Source organism: Phycicoccus endophyticus (assembly GCF_011326735.1).
GTDB lineage: Bacteria > Actinomycetota > Actinomycetes > Actinomycetales > Dermatophilaceae > Phycicoccus > Phycicoccus endophyticus.
The window spans coordinates 304,005-321,664 of record NZ_JAANCN010000001.1; the positions used below are offsets into that span (position 1 = coordinate 304,005).

The following is a 17,660-nucleotide window of genomic DNA, read 5'->3' on the forward strand; positions in this document are numbered from 1 at the left end:
CGGCCCCCGACCCCGAAGGTGGACCCCCATGGACGAGCACGAGGACCACGGGCACTCCGTGGCCGCGTGGACCGCGGTCACCATCATCATCGTCGCCGCCGCCGTCATGTCCGTCGCGGTCGTCTTCCCCAACGTGTGGCTGTTCGTCGGCGGCGCCGTCCTCGCCGTCGTCGGTGCGGTCGCCGGGAAGGTGCTCTCGCTCGCCGGGTACGGCGCCCACGAGCGCGACCCCGAGCACGAGCCCTCGATCCGGTGACGGGCGCCCGACCGTGAGCACGGTGCTCGACGGGATCGTCGCCGGCGTCCGCGAGGACCTCGCCGAGCGCGAGCGCGCCACGCCGCTGAGCCGGCTGCGCGAGCTCGTCGCCGCGGCACCGGCCCCGCTGGACGCCGAGGCCGCCTTCCGCCGCCCCGGGCTCTCGCTCATCGCCGAGGTCAAGCGCGCCAGCCCGAGCAAGGGCGCCCTCTCGGACATCCCCGACCCCGCCGCCCTCGCGCGTGCCTACGCCGACGGCGGGGCCAGCGCGGTCTCGGTGCTCACCGAGGGCCGACGCTTCGGCGGCAGCCTGGCCGACCTCGACGCCGTCCGCGCCGCGGTCGCGCTGCCGCTGCTGCGCAAGGACTTCGTGGTCACCGACTACCAGGTGTGGGAGGCCCGGGCGCACGGCGCCGACATCGTCCTCCTCATCGTCGCGGCGCTGCCGGAGGAGGACCTCACCGCCCTGCTCGCCCGGGTCCGCGAGCTCGGCATGACGGCGTTGGTCGAGGTCCACGACGAGGACGAGGCCCGCCGGGCCCTCGAGGCCGGGGCGAGCGTCGTCGGGGTCAACGCGCGCGACCTGAGGACCCTCGAGGTGCACCCGGAGACCTTCGCCCGCGTCCGCCCGCTCCTGCCCGACGCCGTCGTCGCGGTCGCCGAGTCCGGGGTGGCCGGGCCAGAGGATGCCGGCGCCTACGCCGAGCAGGGTGCCGACGTCGTCCTCGTCGGCGAGGCGCTCGTGCGCGACGGTGACCCCCGCGCGGCGGCCGCGGCCATCGTCGGCGCGGGAGCCCTGGGGGCGGCGCCGTGAGCGAGCCCACGAGCCGCGCCGAGGCCCCGGACGCCGGCGAGCTCACCGTCGAGGAGCTTCCCCGCCCCGGTCGGTTCGGGCAGTTCGGCGGCCGGTACGTGCCCGAGGCGCTCGTCCCGGCTCTCGAGCAGCTCGACGAGGCCCGGCAGAAGGCCGCCGTCGACCCGGAGTTCACCGACGAGCTGGCCCGGCTGCACGCCACGTACACCGGCCGGCCGAGCATCCTCACCGAGGTGCCCCGCTTCGCCGCGCACTGCGGCGGCGCCCGCGTCGTGCTCAAGCGGGAGGACCTCAACCACACCGGGTCGCACAAGATCAACAACGTCCTCGCCCAGGCGCTGATCACCAAGCGGATGGGCAAGACCCGGATCATCGCCGAGACCGGTGCCGGGCAGCACGGTGTCGCCACCGCGACGGCCGCGGCCCTCATGGGCCTGGAGTGCACGGTGTACATGGGCCGCGTCGACACCGAGCGGCAGGCGCTCAACGTCGCCCGGATGCGCATCCTCGGGGCCCAGGTCGTCCCGGTCGAGCACGGCAGCGCCACGCTCAAGGACGCGATCAACGAGGCCCTGCGGGACTGGGTCACCAACGTCGCGACGACGCACTACTGCATCGGCACCGTCACCGGCCCGCACCCCTTCCCGGAGATGGTCCGGGACTTCCACGCCCTCATCGGCGAGGAGGCCCGCGCCCAGGTCCTCGAGCTGGCCGGGCGGCTGCCCGACGCGGTCATCGCGTGCGTCGGCGGCGGCTCGAACGCCATGGGCATCTTCCACCGCTTCGTGCCCGACGCCGGCGTCCGGCTCATCGGGGTCGAGGCCGGGGGAGAGGGCGTGGAGTCCGGCCGGCACGCCGCCCGGTTCGCGTCGGCGACACCCGGGGTGCTGCACGGCGCGATGAGCTACCTCATGCAGGACGCGGACGGCCAGACGGTGGAGTCGCACTCGATCTCGGCCGGGCTGGACTACCCGAGCGTCGGCCCCGAGCACGCCCACCTGCGCGACTCCGGGCGGGCCGAGTACCGGTACGCCACCGACGAGCAGGTCATGGAGGCGTTCTCGCTGCTGTGCCGGACCGAGGGCATCATCCCGGCGCTGGAGTCGGCGCACGCCCTCGCCGGCGCCATGGAGGTCGGGCGCGAGCTCGGCCCGGAGGCCCTGCTGCTCGTCAACCTCTCGGGCCGCGGCGACAAGGACATGCACACCGCCGCGGCGTGGTTCGGGCTCGTCGAGGAGGGCAGCACGTGACCACCGCCACCGCCGGTGTCGAGGACGTCCTCGCCCGCTGCCGGGCCGAGGGACGGGCGGCGCTCATCGGCTACCTGCCCGTCGGGTTCCCGAGCCTCGAGGGGTCCGTGGCCGCGATGCGGGTGCTCGTCGAGGCCGGCTGCGACATCGTCGAGGTCGGCATCCCCTACAGCGACCCGCTCATGGACGGGCCGACGATCCAGGGCGCCGCCGCCGCCGCGCTCGCCGGCGGCACCCGGGTCGACGACGTGTTCACCGCGGTCGCGGCCGTCCGGGAGGCCGGTGGCACCGCTGTGGTGATGACCTACTGGAACCTCGTGCTCCACCGGGGGGTGGAGCGGTTCGCCGCCGACCTCGCCGCCGCAGGGGGTGCCGGGCTGATCACGCCCGACCTCATCCCCGACGAGGCGGCAGAGTGGACGTCGGCCAGCGACCGCCACGGGCTCGACCGTGTCTTCCTCGTCGCGCCGAGCAGCACCCGAGAACGGCTCGAGGTCGTCACCTCCGCGTGTCGCGGCTTCGTCTACGCCGCCTCGACCATGGGCGTCACCGGTGCCCGCGAGAACGTTGACGCGGACGCCCGCGGGCTGCTCGAGCGCGTGCGGGCCGTGACCGACCTGCCGGTGTGCGTCGGGCTCGGGGTCTCGACGCGCGCCCAGGCCGCCGAGATCGCCGCCTACGCCGACGGCGTCATCGTCGGCTCGGCCCTCGTGCGCGCCCTCGCGGGCGAGGGGGAACTCACACAGCGTCTTGACACGTTGCGCACACTGACCGCCGAGCTGGCCCAGGGCGTCCGGGAAGGGAACCGATGAGCGTGACCGTCGACGAGGTCGACGCCGAGGCCGCCGTGCCCTGGTACCGCCGCGGGCGCACCCTCGACGTCGTCGGGCTGCTCGCCCGGCTGCTGCTCGGCGTCGTCCTCGTGTGGGCCGGGGCGGCCAAGGTGGGGCACCCGCTGACCTCGCAGCGAGCCGTCCAGGCCTACCAGATCTTCCCCTTCGAGCTCGCCGGGTGGATCGGGCTGGCGCTGCCGTTCCTCGAGATCGTCGTCGGCGTCCTGCTCCTGCTCGGGCTGTTCACCCGCCCTGCCGCCGTGGTCGGGGCGCTGCTCATGCTCGCGTTCATCGCCGGCATCGCCCAGGCCTGGGCCCGCGGGCTCTCGATCGACTGCGGCTGCTTCGGCGGTGGCGGTGAGATCGCTCCCTCGGCCACCCGCTACCCCGAGGAGATCGCGCGCGACACCGGCTTCGCGCTCGCGGGGGGCTGGCTCGCCTGGCGTCCCCGCTCCCTCGCCTCCCTCGACCGCATCCTCTTCGGACACTGAAAGGCACGACGAGCACCATGGCCAAGAACTCGACCAAGGGCAGGGCCCCGGCCGGCACCAAGGGCAGGACCGCGGCGAACGCCCGGCAGGCCAAGATCCAGGCCGCGCAGCGCTCCTCCTCCGGAGGTGCCAACAAGATCGTCGTCGCCACGGTGGTCGTGGTCGTCGCGATCGTCGCCGTCGTCGGCGGCGTCATCTGGATGGAGACCTCGAAGAAGGACGCGATCACCGGGGGCGGTAACGCACTCCCGGCCGGTGTGTCGGCGCTCGGCGACGGGTACCCCGCCTACCAGGACGTCACCCCGGTCGACGGCGCGCCCACGCTGGAGATCTACGAGGACTTCCAGTGCCCGGCGTGCAAGTCCTACGAGGACCAGCTGGGCTCCACCGTCGAGGACCTCGCCGAGCAGGGGAAGGTCCGGCTCGTCTACCACGTGAAGAACTTCCTCGACGACAACCTCGGTAACACCTGGTCGACCCAGGCCGGCAACGCGGCGTTCTGCGCGGCCGACGCCGGCAAGTTCCAGGCCTTCCACGACCAGGCCTACGCCAACCAGCCCACCGAGGGCGACGGCTTCACCGACGACCAGCTCGCCGGCTTCGCGGAGGCGGCCGGCATCACCGGCTCGGCCCTGGACACCTGGCAGGAGTGCTACGACGCCGGCAAGTACGTCGACTACGTCAACTCGGTCGAGGAGTCCTCGGCCAAGGACGGCGTCACCGGGACCCCCACCCTCCGGCTCAACGGGGAGACCCTCGACCTCGGCCAGGTCGGCACGCCCGAGCAGCTCACCGCGGCGATCGAGGACGCCACGGCGTGACCCACCTCGCCCGGTCCGCGGGGTCCCCCGCGTGACCACGGTCCTGCCCAGCCCCACGGTCGCCGCCTTCCATCTCGGCCCGCTGACCGTCCGGGCGTACGCCCTGTGCATCCTCGCGGGGATCGTCCTGGCGGTGTGGCTCACCGGGCGGCGTCTCGGCCGGCGCGGCGTCGACCCGGGTGTCGCCCTCGACGTGGCCGCCTACGCGGTGGTGCTGGGGATCCTCGGCGGGCGGCTCTACCACGTCGTCACCACCCCCGAGCCGTACTGGGGCGAGGGCGGGCACCCGCTGGACGCGCTGAAGATCTGGAACGGCGGGCTCGGCATCTGGGGCGCCATCTCGCTCGGCGCGCTCGGGGTGTGGGTGGGCTGCCGCCGTGCCGGCGTGCCGTTCCTCGTCTTCGCGGACGCGGCGGCGCCCGGCGTCGCCTTCGCCCAGGCGCTCGGGCGCTGGGGCAACTGGTTCAACAACGAGCTGCACGGGGGCCCGACCGACCTGCCGTGGGGGCTGCGGGTCTACGACTGGGACCAGAGTGCCGGGCGGGCGGTCACCGACGCGTCCGGCGACCCCGTCGTCGCGGGCGTGTTCCACCCCACCTTCCTCTACGAGTTCCTCTTCCTCCTCGTCCTGGGCTTCGGCCTGCTCGCCCTCGACCGGCGCCGCCGGCTCGCCCCCGGCCAGCTCTTCGGCGTCTACGTTGCGGGCTACCCCGTCGGCCGGGTCGTCGTCGAGCGGATGCGAACGGACGAGGCCGAGCTCATCTGGGGCCAGCGGCTCAACGTCTGGACGAGCATCGTCGTCTTCGTCCTCGGCCTGTGGGTCTTCTGGTACACCGGGCGCCGCGCCCGCAGGAGCCCCCCACCGGACCCGGAGGGTCCCGGACCCGAGCCGCCGACGCGCCCGGCCGCCAGGTCCCATGATGTGGGATAGCCCGGCTCGGATGTCAAGACGGGGAGGGGCGACGATACGATTCCCGGACGTGGCCACCGGTGTCCGCGCCTGACCTTGCCGTGCCCGGCCGTTTCGCGGCCCTCGACCCCGAGGACGGTGATCCGACGTGACCGTCGCCCGCTTCTCCGCCCAGCCCGACGACGTGGGGCTGTACCGCCGTGCCCACGAGCACGACGCGTGCGGCGTGGCGATGGTCGCGACGATGCGGGGGAGCGCGGGGCACGACATCGTCGTCCACGCCCTGGACGCCCTGCGCAACCTCGACCATCGCGGCGCGACCGGGGCTGACCCGCACGTCGGCGACGGCGCCGGCATCCTCACCCAGGTGCCGGACGCCTTCTTCCGCGCCGTCCTGGAGACCGAGCTCCCGGTGGCGGGCCGCTACGCCGTCGGCATGGCCTACCTGCCGACCGACGCCGCGGCGCGCCGGGACGCCGAGCGACGGATCGAGGAGATCGCCCGGGTGGAGGACCTGGAGGTCCTCGCCTGGCGGGACGTCCCCGTGGCGCCCGACCTCGTCGGGGAGGCCGCGCGCGCGACGATGCCGTGCTTCCGGCAGCTGTTCGTCTCCTCGCGCGACGGGCTGAGCGGGATCGCGCTCGACCGCGTGGCCTTCGCCCTGCGCAAGCGTGCCGAGCGGGAGGCCGAGGTGTACTTCCCCTCCCTGTCGGCACGCACCGTCGTCTACAAGGGCATGCTGACGACCGGCCAGCTCGAGCCGTTCTTCCCCGACCTGTCCGACGAGCGGTTCGCCACCGAGCTGGCGCTGGTCCACTCCCGGTTCTCGACCAACACCTTCCCCAGCTGGCCGCTCGCCCACCCCTACCGGCTCATCGCGCACAACGGCGAGATCAACACCGTCAAGGGCAACCGCAACTGGATGCACGCGCGCGAGAGCCTCCTGCACTCGGACCTCGTCCCCGGTGACCTCTCCCGGCTGTCGCCGATCTGCACGCCCGAGGCATCCGACTCGGCCTCCTTCGACGAGGTGCTCGAGCTGCTCCACCTCGGCGGTCGCTCGCTGCCGCACGCCGTGTTGATGATGATCCCCGAGGCGTGGGAGAACCACGCCTCGATGGACCCCGCCCGGCGGGCGTTCTACGAGTTCCACTCGATGTTCATGGAGCCCTGGGACGGCCCCGCCGCCGTGTGCTTCACCGACGGGACCCTCGTCGGTGCGGTGCTCGACCGCAACGGTCTGCGCCCGGGCCGGTACTGGGTCACCGACGACGGTCTCGTCGTGCTCGCCTCCGAGGCCGGGGTGCTCGACCTCGAACCCGAGAACGTCGTGCGCCGCGGACGGCTGCAGCCGGGGCGGATGTTCCTCGTCGACACCGCCGCGGGTCGGATCGTCAGCGACGAGGAGGTCAAGTCCGGGCTCGCCGGCGAGCACCCGTACGAGGAATGGCTGCACGCGGGGCTCATCGAGCTCGGCGACCTGCCCGAGCGCGAGCACATCATCCACACGGCCGCCTCCGTCGCCCGCCGCCAGCGCACCTTCGGCTACACCCAGGAGGAGCTGCGGGTCCTGCTCGCCCCGATGGCCCGGACCGGCGCCGAGGCGCTGGGCTCGATGGGCACCGACACCCCCATCGCCGTCCTCTCCGACCGCCCGCGGCTGCTCTTCGACTACTTCACCCAGCTCTTCGCCCAGGTGACCAACCCTCCGCTGGACGCCATCCGGGAGGAGCTGGTCACCTCGCTCGCCAGCGCCATCGGCCCGGAGGGCAACGTCCTGGAGGCCAACCCGGCACACGCGCGCCAGGTCGTCCTGCCCTTCCCGGTGATCGACAACGACGAGCTGGCCAAGATCGTCCACATCAACGCCGACGGCGACCTGCCGGGCTTCGAGACGGTCGTCGTGCGGGGCACCTACCAGGTCAGCGGCGGCGAGCGCGCGCTGCGTGCCCGGCTGCAGGAGATCTTCACCGAGGTGTCCGAGGCGATCGCCGCGGGCGCCCGCTTCATCGTCCTCTCCGACCGCGACTCCGACCGCGACCTCGCGCCGATCCCGTCCCTGCTGCTCACCTCCGCGGTCCACCACCACCTGATCCGGGAGAAGACCCGGACCCAGGTCGGGCTCATCGTCGAGGCCGGCGATGTGCGCGAGGTCCACCACGTGGCCCTGCTCATCGGCTACGGCGCCGCCGCGATCAACCCCTACCTCGCGATGGAGTCGGTCGAGGACATGGTCCGCCGGGGCGACATCACCGACGTCGGGGAGGACAAGGCCGTCGCCAACCTCATCAAGGCGCTTGGCAAGGGCGTCCTGAAGGTGATGTCGAAGATGGGCATCTCCACGGTCGCCTCCTACCGGGGCGCGCAGGTGTTCGAGGCGATCGGGCTCTCCCAGGAGCTCGTCGACGAGTTCTTCACCGGAACGGTCAGCCAGCTCGGCGGCGTGGGCCTCGGGATCGTCGCGTCCGAGACGGCGGCCCGCCACGAGATGGCCTACCCGCCCGACGGCGTGCGGCTGCCCCATCGCAAGCTGCTCGTCGGCGGCGAGTACCAGTGGCGGCGCGAGGGCGAGCCGCACCTGTTCGACCCCGAGACCGTCTTCCGCCTGCAGCACGCCACCCGGCAGCGTCGCTACGACGTCTTCAAGCAGTACACCCGGCGGATCGACGAGCAGTCCGGCCGGCTGATGACCCTCCGCGGGCTCTTCGAGCTCGGGGGCGCCGAGCCGCGCGAGCCGGTGCCCCTCGAGGAGGTCGAGCCGGTTGCGCAGATCGTCAAGCGCTTCTCCACCGGCGCGATGAGCTACGGGTCGATCAGCAAGGAGGCCCACGAGACGCTGGCGGTCGCCATGAACCGGCTCGGGGCCCGCTCGAACACCGGAGAGGGCGGCGAGGACGCCGAGCGTCTCCTCGACCCGCGGCGCCGGTCGGCGATCAAGCAGGTCGCGTCGGGCCGGTTCGGGGTGACCTCGCTCTACCTCACCCACAGCGACGACATCCAGATCAAGATGGCCCAGGGCGCCAAGCCCGGTGAGGGCGGCCAGCTGCCCGGCCCCAAGGTGTACCCCTGGGTGGCCCGGACGCGCCACTCCACGCCGGGCGTCGGGCTGATCTCGCCCCCGCCGCACCACGACATCTACTCCATCGAGGACCTCGCCCAGCTCATCCACGACCTGAAGAACGCCAACCCGCAGGCCCGGGTGCACGTCAAGCTGGTCTCCGAGGTGGGCGTCGGCACGGTGGCCGCCGGGGTGAGCAAGGCGCACGCCGACGTCGTGCTCATCTCCGGGCACGACGGCGGCACCGGGGCCGCCCCCCTCACCTCGCTCAAGCATGCCGGCGGCCCCTGGGAGCTCGGGCTCGCCGAGACCCAGCAGACGCTCGTGCTCAACGGGCTGCGGGACCGCATCGTGGTCCAGGTCGACGGGCAGATCAAGACCGGCCGCGACGTCGTCGTCGCCGCGCTGCTCGGGGCCGAGGAGTTCGGCTTCGCCACCGCGCCGCTCGTGGTCTCGGGCTGCGTCCTCATGCGCGTGTGCCACCTCGACACCTGCCCGGTCGGCATCGCGACCCAGAACCCCGAGCTGCGCCGCCGCTTCTCCGGGGCACCGGAGTTCGTCGAGACCTTCTTCGAGTACATCGCCGAGGAGGTCCGCGAGCACCTGGCCGCGCTCGGCTTCCGCAGCATCGAGGAGGCCGTCGGCCAGATCCAGCACCTCGACACCCGCCGGGCGGTCGCCCACTGGAAGGCCTCGGGGCTCGACCTGGCGCCGGTGCTCACCCGGGTCGAGAGCCCCGACGGGTCCGGGGTGCGTCACCGCGTCGCCCAGGACCACAGCCTCGAGAAGGCGCTCGACCACGAGCTGATCGCCGCGGTCCGGGACGCCATCGACCACGGCGAGCCGGTCTCGGCCTCGTTCGGCATCCGCAACGTCAACCGCACCGTCGGCACGATGCTCGGCCACGAGGTGACCCTGGCCCACCCCGAGGGCCTCGCCGACGGCACGATCGACCTGACGCTCACCGGCTCGGCCGGCCAGAGCTTCGGTGCCTTCGTGCCCGCCGGCGTCACGCTGCGCCTGGAGGGCGACGCCAACGACTACGTCGGCAAGGGGCTCTCCGGGGGGCGGATCGTCGTGCGCCCCGCGCCGGGCTCGGCCATCGTCGCCGAGGAGAACGTCATCGCCGGCAACGTCATCGGCTATGGCGCGACCTCCGGCGAGATCTTCCTGCGGGGCCGGGTCGGCGAGCGCTTCTGCGTGCGCAACTCGGGCGCCACGGCGGTCGTCGAGGGGGTCGGCGACCACGGCCTGGAGTACATGACCGGCGGGACGGCGCTCATCCTCGGGCCCACCGGGCGCAACGTCGCGGCGGGCATGTCCGGCGGGGTGGCCTACGTGCTCGACCTCGACCCGGACCGGGTCAACCCCGAGCTGGTCGACCTTCGCCCGCTGCGCCCCGACGACGAGCTCGTCGTCCACGACCTGCTCGAGCGCCACCACCGGTGGACCGACTCCGCGGTCGCCGCGCGGCTGCTCGAGGACTGGGGGAGCGCCCGCTCGGCGTTCACCCTCGTCCTGCCCCGGCAGTACCAGCGCGTCCTCGACGTGCGCTCCGCCGCCGAGGCGGAGGGACTCGACCCCGACGGCCCCCAGGTGTGGGAGCGGATCATGGAGGCCTCCCGTGGGTGACCCCCAGGGCTTTCTCAAGACGCGTGAGCGCGAGCTGCCACGGCGGCGCCCGGTCCCGGTGCGCATCCGGGACTGGAAGGAGGTCTACGAGGACCAGCCGGTCACCGAGCTGCAGCGCCAGGCCGGGCGTTGCATGGACTGCGGGATCCCCTTCTGCCACAGCGGCTGTCCACTGGGCAACCTCATCCCCGAGTGGAACGACCTCGCGTGGCGGGGGGAGTGGCGCGAGGCCATCGAGCGGCTGCACGCGACGAACAACTTCCCGGAGTTCACCGGGCGCCTGTGCCCCGCGCCGTGCGAGACGGCGTGCGTCCTCGGGATCAACCAGCCCCCCGTCACCATCAAGCAGGTCGAGGTCTCGGTCGTCGACCGGGCGTTCGAGAACGGCACGATCCTGCCGCAGGCGCCCGACCGGCTCTCCGGCAAGACCATCGCCGTCGTGGGGTCCGGCCCCTCCGGGCTCGCCGCCGCCCAGCAGCTGACCCGGGCCGGGCACACCGTCGCCGTGTACGAGCGGGCCGACCAGCCGGGGGGCCTGCTGCGCTACGGCATCCCCGAGTTCAAGATGGAGAAGTCCGTCCTCGACCGCCGGATCGCGCAGATGAAGTCCGAGGGCACCCGCTTCCGCACGGGTGTGGCCGTCGGGGAGGACCTCACCGGTGCCGACCTGCGCAAGCGCTACGACGCCGTGGTGCTCGCCGTCGGCTCGACCGTGCCCCGGGACCTGCCGGTCCCCGGCCGTGAGCTCGAGGGCGTCATGCAGGCGATGGACTTCCTGCCGCCGGCGAACCGGGTGGCGCTCGGGCAGAGCGTCGAGGGCCAGGTCACGGCCGAGGGCAAGGACGTCGTCGTCATCGGCGGCGGTGACACCGGCGCCGACTGCATCGGGACCGCTCACCGCCAGGGCGCGCGCTCGGTGACCAGCCTCGAGATCATGCCCCAGCCCCCGGCCGAGCGCGGTACCCAGCACCCGTGGCCCACCTACCCGATGATCTTCCGCGTCGCCTCGGCCCACGAGGAGGGCGGTGACCGCGTCTACGCCACGACGACGAGCGAGGTCGTCGGCGACGGCTCCGGGCACGTGCGGGCGCTGCGCCTGCACGAGGTCCGGATGGGCGAGAACGGCTTCGAGAAGGTCGAGGGCACCGAGCGCGAGGTCCCCGCCCAGCTCGTGCTCCTCGCCATGGGGTTCCTCGGGCCCCGGCCGGAGGGCCTGCTCGAGCAGCTCGGGGTCGAGAAGGACGAGCGGACCAACGTCGCCCGGGACGCGCACTTCATGTCGAGCGTCCCCGGCGTCTTCGTCGCGGGTGACGCCGGGCGTGGCCAGTCGCTCATCGTCTGGGCCATCGCCGAGGGTCGCTCGGTCGCGCACGAGGTCGACGCGTGGCTCTCCGGGAAGCCCTCGCGCCTGCCCCGTCCGGTCAACCCGAGCGACCGGCCGCTCATCGCCTGAGCGCCGGCCGCCGCGGCCGGCCGTGGGTGTGGCCCGGGTCACGGTGGAACCGCTTCCACCGCTAGGCTCGTGACCATGCGTCGCGCGAAGATCGTCTGCACCCTCGGCCCGGCCACCTCCTCCGCGGAGAACCTGCGCGAGCTCGTCCTGGCGGGGATGGACGTCGCCCGGCTGAACCTCAGCCACGGCAGCCACGCCGACCACGAGCAGGTGTACCGCGACGTCCGGGCCGCCAGCGACGCCACGGGGCACGCCGTCGGCGTGCTCGTCGACCTGCAGGGCCCGAAGATCCGCACCGCGCGCTTCGCGCAGGGGCCGGTCCGGCTCGAGCCGGGGGCGACCTTCACGATCACGACCCGGGAGGTGCCCGGCGACGTCGAGTCCGTCGGCACGACGTACGCGGGCCTGCCCGGCGACGTCACCACCGGGGACCGGATCCTCATCGACGACGGCAAGATCGCCCTCGTCGCGACCGAGGTCACCGGCACCGACGTCGTCTGCCGTGTCCTCGAAGGCGGGACCCTGAGCAACAACAAGGGCATCAACCTGCCCGGGGTCGCGGTCAGCGTGCCCGCGCTGTCCGAGAAGGACGAGGACGACCTGCGCTGGGCCCTGCGGACGGGGGCCGACATGATCGCGCTGTCCTTCGTGCGCACCGCCGACGACATCCGCCGGGTCCACGAGATCATGGACGAGGAGGGCCACCGGCTGCCCTGCATCGCCAAGATCGAGAAGCCGCAGGCGGTGGAGAACCTCGACGAGATCATCCGCGCCTTCGACGGGGTCATGGTCGCCCGCGGCGACCTCGGGGTCGAGATGCCGCTCGAGGAGGTGCCGCTGGTCCAGAAGCGGGCCTGCGAGATCGCCCGGCGCAGGGCCAAGCCGGTCATCGTCGCCACCCAGGTGCTCGAGTCGATGGTCGAGAACAGCCGCCCGACCCGCGCGGAGGCCTCGGACGCGGCCAACGCCGTCCTCGACGGCGCCGACGCCCTGATGCTCTCGGGCGAGACGAGCGTCGGCAAGCACCCCTTCGCCGCCGTGCGGACCATGGCGAAGATCATCGAGAACACCGAGACCCACGGGCTGCACCGGATCCGCCCGCTCGGCACCCGGCCGAACTCCAAGGGCGGGGCGGTGACCGCCGCGGCTGCGGACATCGGCGAGCTGCTCGGGGTGAAGTACCTCATCACGTTCACCGAGGGGGGCGACTCCTCGCGGCGGCTGGCCCGGGTCCGCCCACGGATCCCGATGCTCGCGTTCACCCCGAACCAGGCGACCCGCAGCCAGCTGGCCCTGACCTGGGGGGTGGAGACCTTCCTCGTCGGCAAGGTGCGGCACACCGACGAGATGGCGCTGCAGGCCGACGAGGTGCTCCTCGAGCTCGGCCGGGTCAGCGAGGGCGACCACGTCGTCATCGTCGCCGGGTCCCCGCCCGGGACCCCGCGCTCGACGAACGCCCTGCGCGTGCACAAGATCGGCGACGCGAAGAACCGGGTGGCCCCGGCCTACCAGGCAGGCGCCGGCAGCGGGCAGGCCTGAGGGAGAGGGTCACCGCCTCGGTATGCTGTCCACCACCCCGGCCGGGGTGGTGGAACGGCAGACACGGAGCACTCAAAATGCTCTGCCCGCAAGGGCGTGCGGGTTCAAGTCCCGCTCCCGGCACATGACAACGAGTGCAGCCCCCGCCCAGCGCGTCCTCGTCGCCGAGGACGAGGCCATCATCCGCCTCGACCTCGCGGAGATGCTCCGCGAGGCCGGCTACGACGTCGTCGGCCAGGCCGGCGACGGTGAGCAGGCCGTGGAGATGACCCGTGCGCTCGAGCCGGACATCGTCATCATGGACGTCAAGATGCCCGTCATGGACGGGCTCACGGCCGCCGAGACCATCGGGGCCGAGCGCATCTGCCCGGTCGTCATGCTCACCGCCTTCAGCCAGACCGAGCTCGTCGAGCGCGCCCGGGACGCCGGCGTCATGGCGTACGTCGTCAAGCCCTTCACGGCCAACGACGTCACCCCGGCGCTCGAGATCGCCCTCTCACGGTGGGCCGAGCTCAAGGCGCTGGAGACGGAGGTGGCCGACCTCGGCGAGCGGCTCGAGACCCGCAAGGCGGTCGACCGGGCCAAGGGCGTGCTCATGGCCCGGCTCAAGCTGAGCGAGGCCGACGCCTTCCGGTGGATCCAGAAGACCGCGATGGACCGTCGGATGGGCATGCGCGAGGTCGCCGAGGCGGTCGTCGCCGGCATGGAGAAGGGCTAGCGTTCCGCGCCCCGGGGGTGCGGAGGCCGCCGGATCCGCGGCATGCCGGGCCGGTGGTCCACGCGTTCCGCGCCCCGCCCCTTCCCGGCGTGCCGGTCGAGGGCATAGTGTCCGGTAGCGGCACCACCGCGGTGCCGCCCGAGCGAGGAGGAGCCGTGGGTCGACGCTCGGTCGAGGTGACCCCCGTCGTGGACGAGCTCCGCGACGTCACCGACCTGTGGTGCGAGGCCCGGATCGACGCGGGGACCAGCCCCGAGGTCTGCTCGCGGACCGTCGCCGACGGCCGGCTCGGCGCCGCGCTGCGCCGCCCCGGCGTGCAGGCGTTCGTCGCCCGGCTCGACGGCGTGGCCGTCGGGTACGTCGTGACGACCGACAACCCCTTCGGGCTCACCGCGACCCCGGAGGCGACCATCGAGCAGCTCTGGGTGACGCCCTCAGCACGCAGGCACGGCGTGGCCAAGCAGCTGCTCGGCGCGGTGCTCTCCGCCGCCGAGCGGGCCGGCTGCGAGCACGTCGTGTCCAACGTCCCGACGACGAGCCGGGAGGCGAACCGGTTCTTCGCCCGCCTCGGCTTCGGCTCGGTCGTCACCCGCCGGGTCGTCCCCACGGCGCTGCTGCGCCGGCGGATCGCCCCGGCGAGCGCCGAGACCGGGCTCGAGCTCACCCGCCGCCGCCGCAGCCTGCGCCGCCGCGCGTTCGTGCCCTCGCGCCCGGCCTGAGCCCGGCGTCCGGCCCTCGGGTCAGGCCCCGGGCGCCGTGCCCCGGATGAGACAGGTGATCCGCGAGGTGCAGATCCGGTGCCCCTCCTCGTCGGTGACGACGATCTCGTAGCTGGCGAGCGTGCGCCCGAGGCTGAGCGGCGTCGCGGTGCCGGTCACCGTCCCGGACCGGGCCGCCCGGTGGTGGGTGGCGTTGATGTCGAGCCCGACGACCGCCCGGCCCTCTCCGGCGTGCAGGGCGGCCCCGATGGAGCCCAGGGTCTCGGCGAGGACGACCGAGGCCCCGCCGTGGAGGAGGCCGTAGGGCTGGGTGTTGCCGGCGACGGGCATCGTCGCGACGAGCCGCTCGGGGGTGGCCTCGACCACCTCGATGCCCATCCGGTCCATGAGGGAGTCGGGGTTCATCTCCCGCATCCGCCGCACGCCTGCCATGAGGTCTGAGCTGTCGGTCATGCTCGTTAGGCTGCCACGCGTGAAGCTCCTCCTCCTCGACGGACACTCGCTGGCCTACCGCGCGTTCTACGCGCTTCCCGTCGAGAACTTCTCGACGAGCACCGGGCAGCACACCAACGCCGTCTACGGCTTCACCGCGATGCTCATCAACGTCCTGCGCGACGAGGCCCCGACCCACGTCGGGGTGGCGTTCGACGTCTCGCGCGAGACCTTCCGCCTGCGGGAGTACAGCGAGTACAAGGCCGGGAGGTCGGCGACGCCCTCGGAGTTCTCCGGCCAGCTCCCCCTCCTGCGCGAGGTGCTCGACGCGCTGCGGATCCGGCACGTCGGCCTGCCGGGGTTCGAGGCCGACGACGTCATCGCCTCGCTCACCCGGCAGGCGGTCGAGGCGGGGGGCGAGGTCGTCGTGTGCACCGGCGACCGCGACGCCTTCCAGCTCGTCTCGGACCGGGTCACCCTCCTGTACCCGGTGCGGGGGGTCTCCGAGGTGTGGCGGATGGACCCGGCCGCCGTCGAGGAGCGCTACCTCGTGCCACCGCAGCGCTACAGCGACCTCGCCGCGCTCGTCGGCGAGACGAGCGACAACCTGCCGGGCGTGCCCGGCGTGGGTCCGAAGACCGCCGCGAAGTGGCTGGGCCGCTACGGCGACCTCGCCGGTGTCGTGGCGCACGTCGGCGAGATCGGCGGCAAGGCCGGGGAGAACCTGCGTGCCCACCTCGACGACGTGCTGCGCAACCGCCGCCTCAACCGGCTCGTCGACGACCTCGACCTCCCGCTGTCGGTCGAGGAGCTCGAGCGCTCCTCGTGGGACCGCGAGGAGGTCCACCGGGTCTTCGACGGCCTCGAGTTCCGGGTGCTGCGCGAGCGGCTCTTCCAGACCTTCGAGGTCGAGTCCGACGAGGTCGAGGGCGGGTTCGACGTCGGCGAGGCCGTGTTCACCGCCGACGACCTCGAGGCACGCTTCGGCGAGGGCGGGGTCGGACGCACGGTGACCCACGGGGTCGTCGTCTCCGGGCAGTACCGCGCGGCCGAGGGCGACGCCACCGCCGTGGCCCTGGCCGGTGAGGACGGCGCCACCGCCTCCCTCGACCTGGCCACCCTCACCCCCGAGCAGGAGCGGCTGCTCGCCGGCTGGCTGGCCGACCCCGCGGCGCCCAAGGTGCTGCACGACGCCAAGCCGCAGCTCCAGGCGCTCTCCACGCGGGGCCTGGCCCTGCGCGGCGTGGTGAGCGACACCGCGCTGGCTGCCTACCTCGTCCGCCCCGACCAGCGCTCCTACGACCTCGAGGACCTCGTCGTGCGCCACCTCGGCCGCGAGCTGAGCGCCGAGGGCGACGCCACGAGCGACCAGGGTCGCCAGGGGACGCTCGACTTCGACGCCGAGGACGGCTCCGCGCAGCGCGACGCGATGGTGCGGGCCCGGGCGGTGCTGGAGCTGTCCGAGGCGCTCGCCGAGAAGGTCGAGGAGACCGGCGGGACGGCTCTGCTGCGCGACCTCGAGCTGCCCCTGGTCGACATCCTCGCGGAGATGGAGCGCACGGGCATCGCCGTCGACGAGGGTGCGCTGAGCGCCCTCGAGGCCGACTTCGCCGGGAAGATGCGTCAGGCCCAGCAGGACGCCTACGACGCCATCGGGCGCGAGGACGTCAACCTCGGCAGCCCCAAGCAGCTGCAGGAGGTGCTCTTCGACCAGCTCGACATGCCCAAGACCAAGCGCACCAAGACGGGCTACACCACCGACGCCGACGCGCTCGCCGACCTGTACGTCAAGACCGAGCACCCCTTCCTCGAGGCGCTGTTGCGCCACCGCGACACCAGCCGGCTGCGGGTCACCGTCGAGGGGCTCATCAAGTCGGTCGCGGCCGACCGGCGCATCCACACGACCTACCTGCAGACGATCGCGGCGACCGGTCGGCTCTCCTCGACCGACCCCAACCTGCAGAACGTCCCGATCCGCACCGAGGAGGGCCGGCGCATCCGTGACGTCTTCGTCGTGGGGGAGGGCTACGAGTCGCTGATGTCGGCCGACTACAGCCAGATCGAGATGCGGATCATGGCCCACCTGTCCGGGGACGCCGGGCTCATCGAGGCGTTCCGCACGGGTGAGGACCTCCATCGCTTCGTCGGGGCCCGGGTCTTCGCGGTGCAGCCCGAGGCGGTCACGCTCGAGATGCGCAGCAAGGTCAAGGCGATGAGCTACGGGCTCGCCTACGGGCTCTCGGCGTTCGGGCTGTCCAAGCAGCTGACGATCTCGACCGCCGAGGCGCAGGGGCTCATGGACGACTACTTCGCCCGGTTCGGTGGGGTGCGCGACTACCTGCGCGAGGTCGTGGCGCAGGCCCGGGCCACCGGTTTCACCTCGACGATGCTCGGCCGGCGCCGCTACCTGCCCGACCTCACGAGCGACAACCGGCAGCGACGCGAGATGGCCGAGCGGATGGCGCTCAACGCCCCCATCCAGGGCTCCGCCGCGGACATCATCAAGCTCGCGATGAAGGGCGTCCACGGCGCGCTGCAGGCCGAGGGCGCTCGTAGTCGGATGCTCCTCCAGGTGCACGACGAGCTCGTCCTCGAGGTCGCCCCCGGGGAGCGGGAAGACGTGGAGGCCCTGCTGCGCCGGGAGATGGGCGCCGCGGCCGAGCTGGACGTGCCGCTCGACGTCAGCGTCGGGGTCGGGCGCAGCTGGCACGACGCCGCGCACTGAGCCTTCGGG

14 protein-coding genes and 1 tRNA gene are annotated in these 17,660 nt (G+C 73.1%); 14 read left to right on the forward strand and 1 reads right to left on the reverse strand.

All coding sequences use genetic code 11. The annotated features are described in order from the left end of the window. Positions 1–28: 28 nt before the first annotated feature. The 13 genes from G8D98_RS01495 (at position 29) to G8D98_RS01555 (ending at position 14,494) form a co-directional block, all read left to right on the forward strand. The gene (locus tag G8D98_RS01495; RefSeq protein WP_166098136.1) at positions 29–256 is read left to right on the forward strand and encodes an HGxxPAAW family protein; all 228 of its coding nucleotides are present in this window, start codon (positions 29–31) and stop codon (positions 254–256) included. 13 nt (positions 257–269) lie between these two features. Then, on the forward strand, positions 270–1,070 hold the full coding sequence (gene trpC, locus G8D98_RS01500) for an indole-3-glycerol phosphate synthase TrpC (RefSeq protein ID WP_205859666.1): 801 nt from the start codon (positions 270–272) through the stop codon (positions 1,068–1,070). Further along, entirely contained in the window at positions 1,067–2,320 is a 1,254-nt protein-coding gene (gene trpB, locus G8D98_RS01505; protein ID WP_166098138.1) for a tryptophan synthase subunit beta, read from the forward strand. The genes trpC and trpB overlap by 4 nt, the downstream gene beginning before the upstream one ends. Then, positions 2,317–3,132: a tryptophan synthase subunit alpha gene (gene trpA / locus G8D98_RS01510; RefSeq protein WP_166098141.1), complete on the forward strand. Its 816-nt coding sequence runs from the start codon at positions 2,317–2,319 to the stop codon at positions 3,130–3,132. The genes trpB and trpA overlap by 4 nt, the downstream gene beginning before the upstream one ends. Next, positions 3,129–3,644 carry a MauE/DoxX family redox-associated membrane protein gene (locus G8D98_RS01515; protein ID WP_166098144.1) on the forward strand — a complete coding sequence of 172 codons (516 nt, stop codon included), beginning with the start codon at positions 3,129–3,131 and terminating at the stop codon, positions 3,642–3,644. Before trpA ends, G8D98_RS01515 begins: the two co-directional genes overlap by 4 nt. A 17-nt stretch (positions 3,645–3,661) precedes the next feature. Further along, positions 3,662–4,465, forward strand: a complete 804-nt coding sequence (locus G8D98_RS01520) for a DsbA family protein (RefSeq protein ID WP_166098147.1) — start codon at positions 3,662–3,664, stop codon at positions 4,463–4,465. A gap of 31 nt (positions 4,466–4,496) precedes the next feature. Continuing rightward, the gene (lgt, locus tag G8D98_RS01525) at positions 4,497–5,396 is read left to right on the forward strand and encodes a prolipoprotein diacylglyceryl transferase (RefSeq protein WP_166098149.1); all 900 of its coding nucleotides are present in this window, start codon (positions 4,497–4,499) and stop codon (positions 5,394–5,396) included. 127 nt (positions 5,397–5,523) lie between these two features. Then, the gene (gltB, locus tag G8D98_RS01530) at positions 5,524–10,065 is read left to right on the forward strand and encodes a glutamate synthase large subunit (RefSeq protein ID WP_166098152.1); all 4,542 of its coding nucleotides are present in this window, start codon (positions 5,524–5,526) and stop codon (positions 10,063–10,065) included. After that, positions 10,058–11,518, forward strand: coding sequence for a glutamate synthase subunit beta (locus tag G8D98_RS01535; protein ID WP_166098154.1), 1,461 nt, complete (start codon positions 10,058–10,060; stop codon positions 11,516–11,518). The genes gltB and G8D98_RS01535 overlap by 8 nt, the downstream gene beginning before the upstream one ends. Before the next feature lie 75 nt (positions 11,519–11,593). After that, the gene (pyk, locus tag G8D98_RS01540) at positions 11,594–13,057 is read left to right on the forward strand and encodes a pyruvate kinase (RefSeq protein WP_166098156.1); all 1,464 of its coding nucleotides are present in this window, start codon (positions 11,594–11,596) and stop codon (positions 13,055–13,057) included. Positions 13,058–13,097: 40 nt separating this feature from the next. Then, positions 13,098–13,180 (forward strand) — tRNA-Leu (locus tag G8D98_RS01545). A gap of 1 nt (position 13,181) precedes the next feature. Then, positions 13,182–13,775 (forward strand): ANTAR domain-containing response regulator, encoded by a 594-nt coding sequence (locus G8D98_RS01550; protein ID WP_166098158.1) that lies wholly within the window; start codon positions 13,182–13,184, stop codon positions 13,773–13,775. A 155-nt stretch (positions 13,776–13,930) separates the two neighbouring features. Then, positions 13,931–14,494, forward strand: a complete 564-nt coding sequence (locus G8D98_RS01555) for a GNAT family N-acetyltransferase (protein WP_166098159.1) — start codon at positions 13,931–13,933, stop codon at positions 14,492–14,494. A gap of 21 nt (positions 14,495–14,515) precedes the next feature. On the opposite strand, the gene G8D98_RS01560 is transcribed toward G8D98_RS01555, so the two are convergent. Further along, positions 14,516–14,947 carry a hotdog fold thioesterase gene (locus tag G8D98_RS01560; RefSeq protein ID WP_166098162.1) on the reverse strand — a complete coding sequence of 144 codons (432 nt, stop codon included), beginning with the start codon at positions 14,945–14,947 and terminating at the stop codon, positions 14,516–14,518. On the opposite strand from G8D98_RS01560, the gene polA reads away from it, so the two are divergent. Continuing rightward, positions 14,946–17,651 carry a DNA polymerase I gene (gene polA / locus G8D98_RS01565; protein WP_187566783.1) on the forward strand — a complete coding sequence of 902 codons (2,706 nt, stop codon included), beginning with the start codon at positions 14,946–14,948 and terminating at the stop codon, positions 17,649–17,651. The two genes, G8D98_RS01560 and polA, sit on opposite strands and share 2 nt — an antisense overlap. The last annotated feature ends 9 nt before the right edge of the window (positions 17,652–17,660 follow it).

What these genes read in the sequence shown, in the direction of transcription:
- pyk (WP_166098156.1), top strand. Translation starts at nt 11,594, where the DNA reads ATGCGTCGCGCGAAGATCGTCTGCACCCTCGGCCCGGCCACCTCCTCC.
- G8D98_RS01560 (WP_166098162.1), bottom strand. Translation starts at nt 14,947, where the DNA reads ATGACCGACAGCTCAGACCTCATGGCAGGCGTGCGGCGGATGCGGGAG.
- G8D98_RS01515 (WP_166098144.1), top strand. Translation starts at nt 3,129, where the DNA reads ATGAGCGTGACCGTCGACGAGGTCGACGCCGAGGCCGCCGTGCCCTGG.
- G8D98_RS01495 (WP_166098136.1), top strand. Translation starts at nt 29, where the DNA reads ATGGACGAGCACGAGGACCACGGGCACTCCGTGGCCGCGTGGACCGCG.
- G8D98_RS01520 (WP_166098147.1), top strand. Translation starts at nt 3,662, where the DNA reads ATGGCCAAGAACTCGACCAAGGGCAGGGCCCCGGCCGGCACCAAGGGC.
- polA (WP_187566783.1), top strand. Translation starts at nt 14,946, where the DNA reads ATGCTCGTTAGGCTGCCACGCGTGAAGCTCCTCCTCCTCGACGGACAC.
- G8D98_RS01550 (WP_166098158.1), top strand. Translation starts at nt 13,182, where the DNA reads ATGACAACGAGTGCAGCCCCCGCCCAGCGCGTCCTCGTCGCCGAGGAC.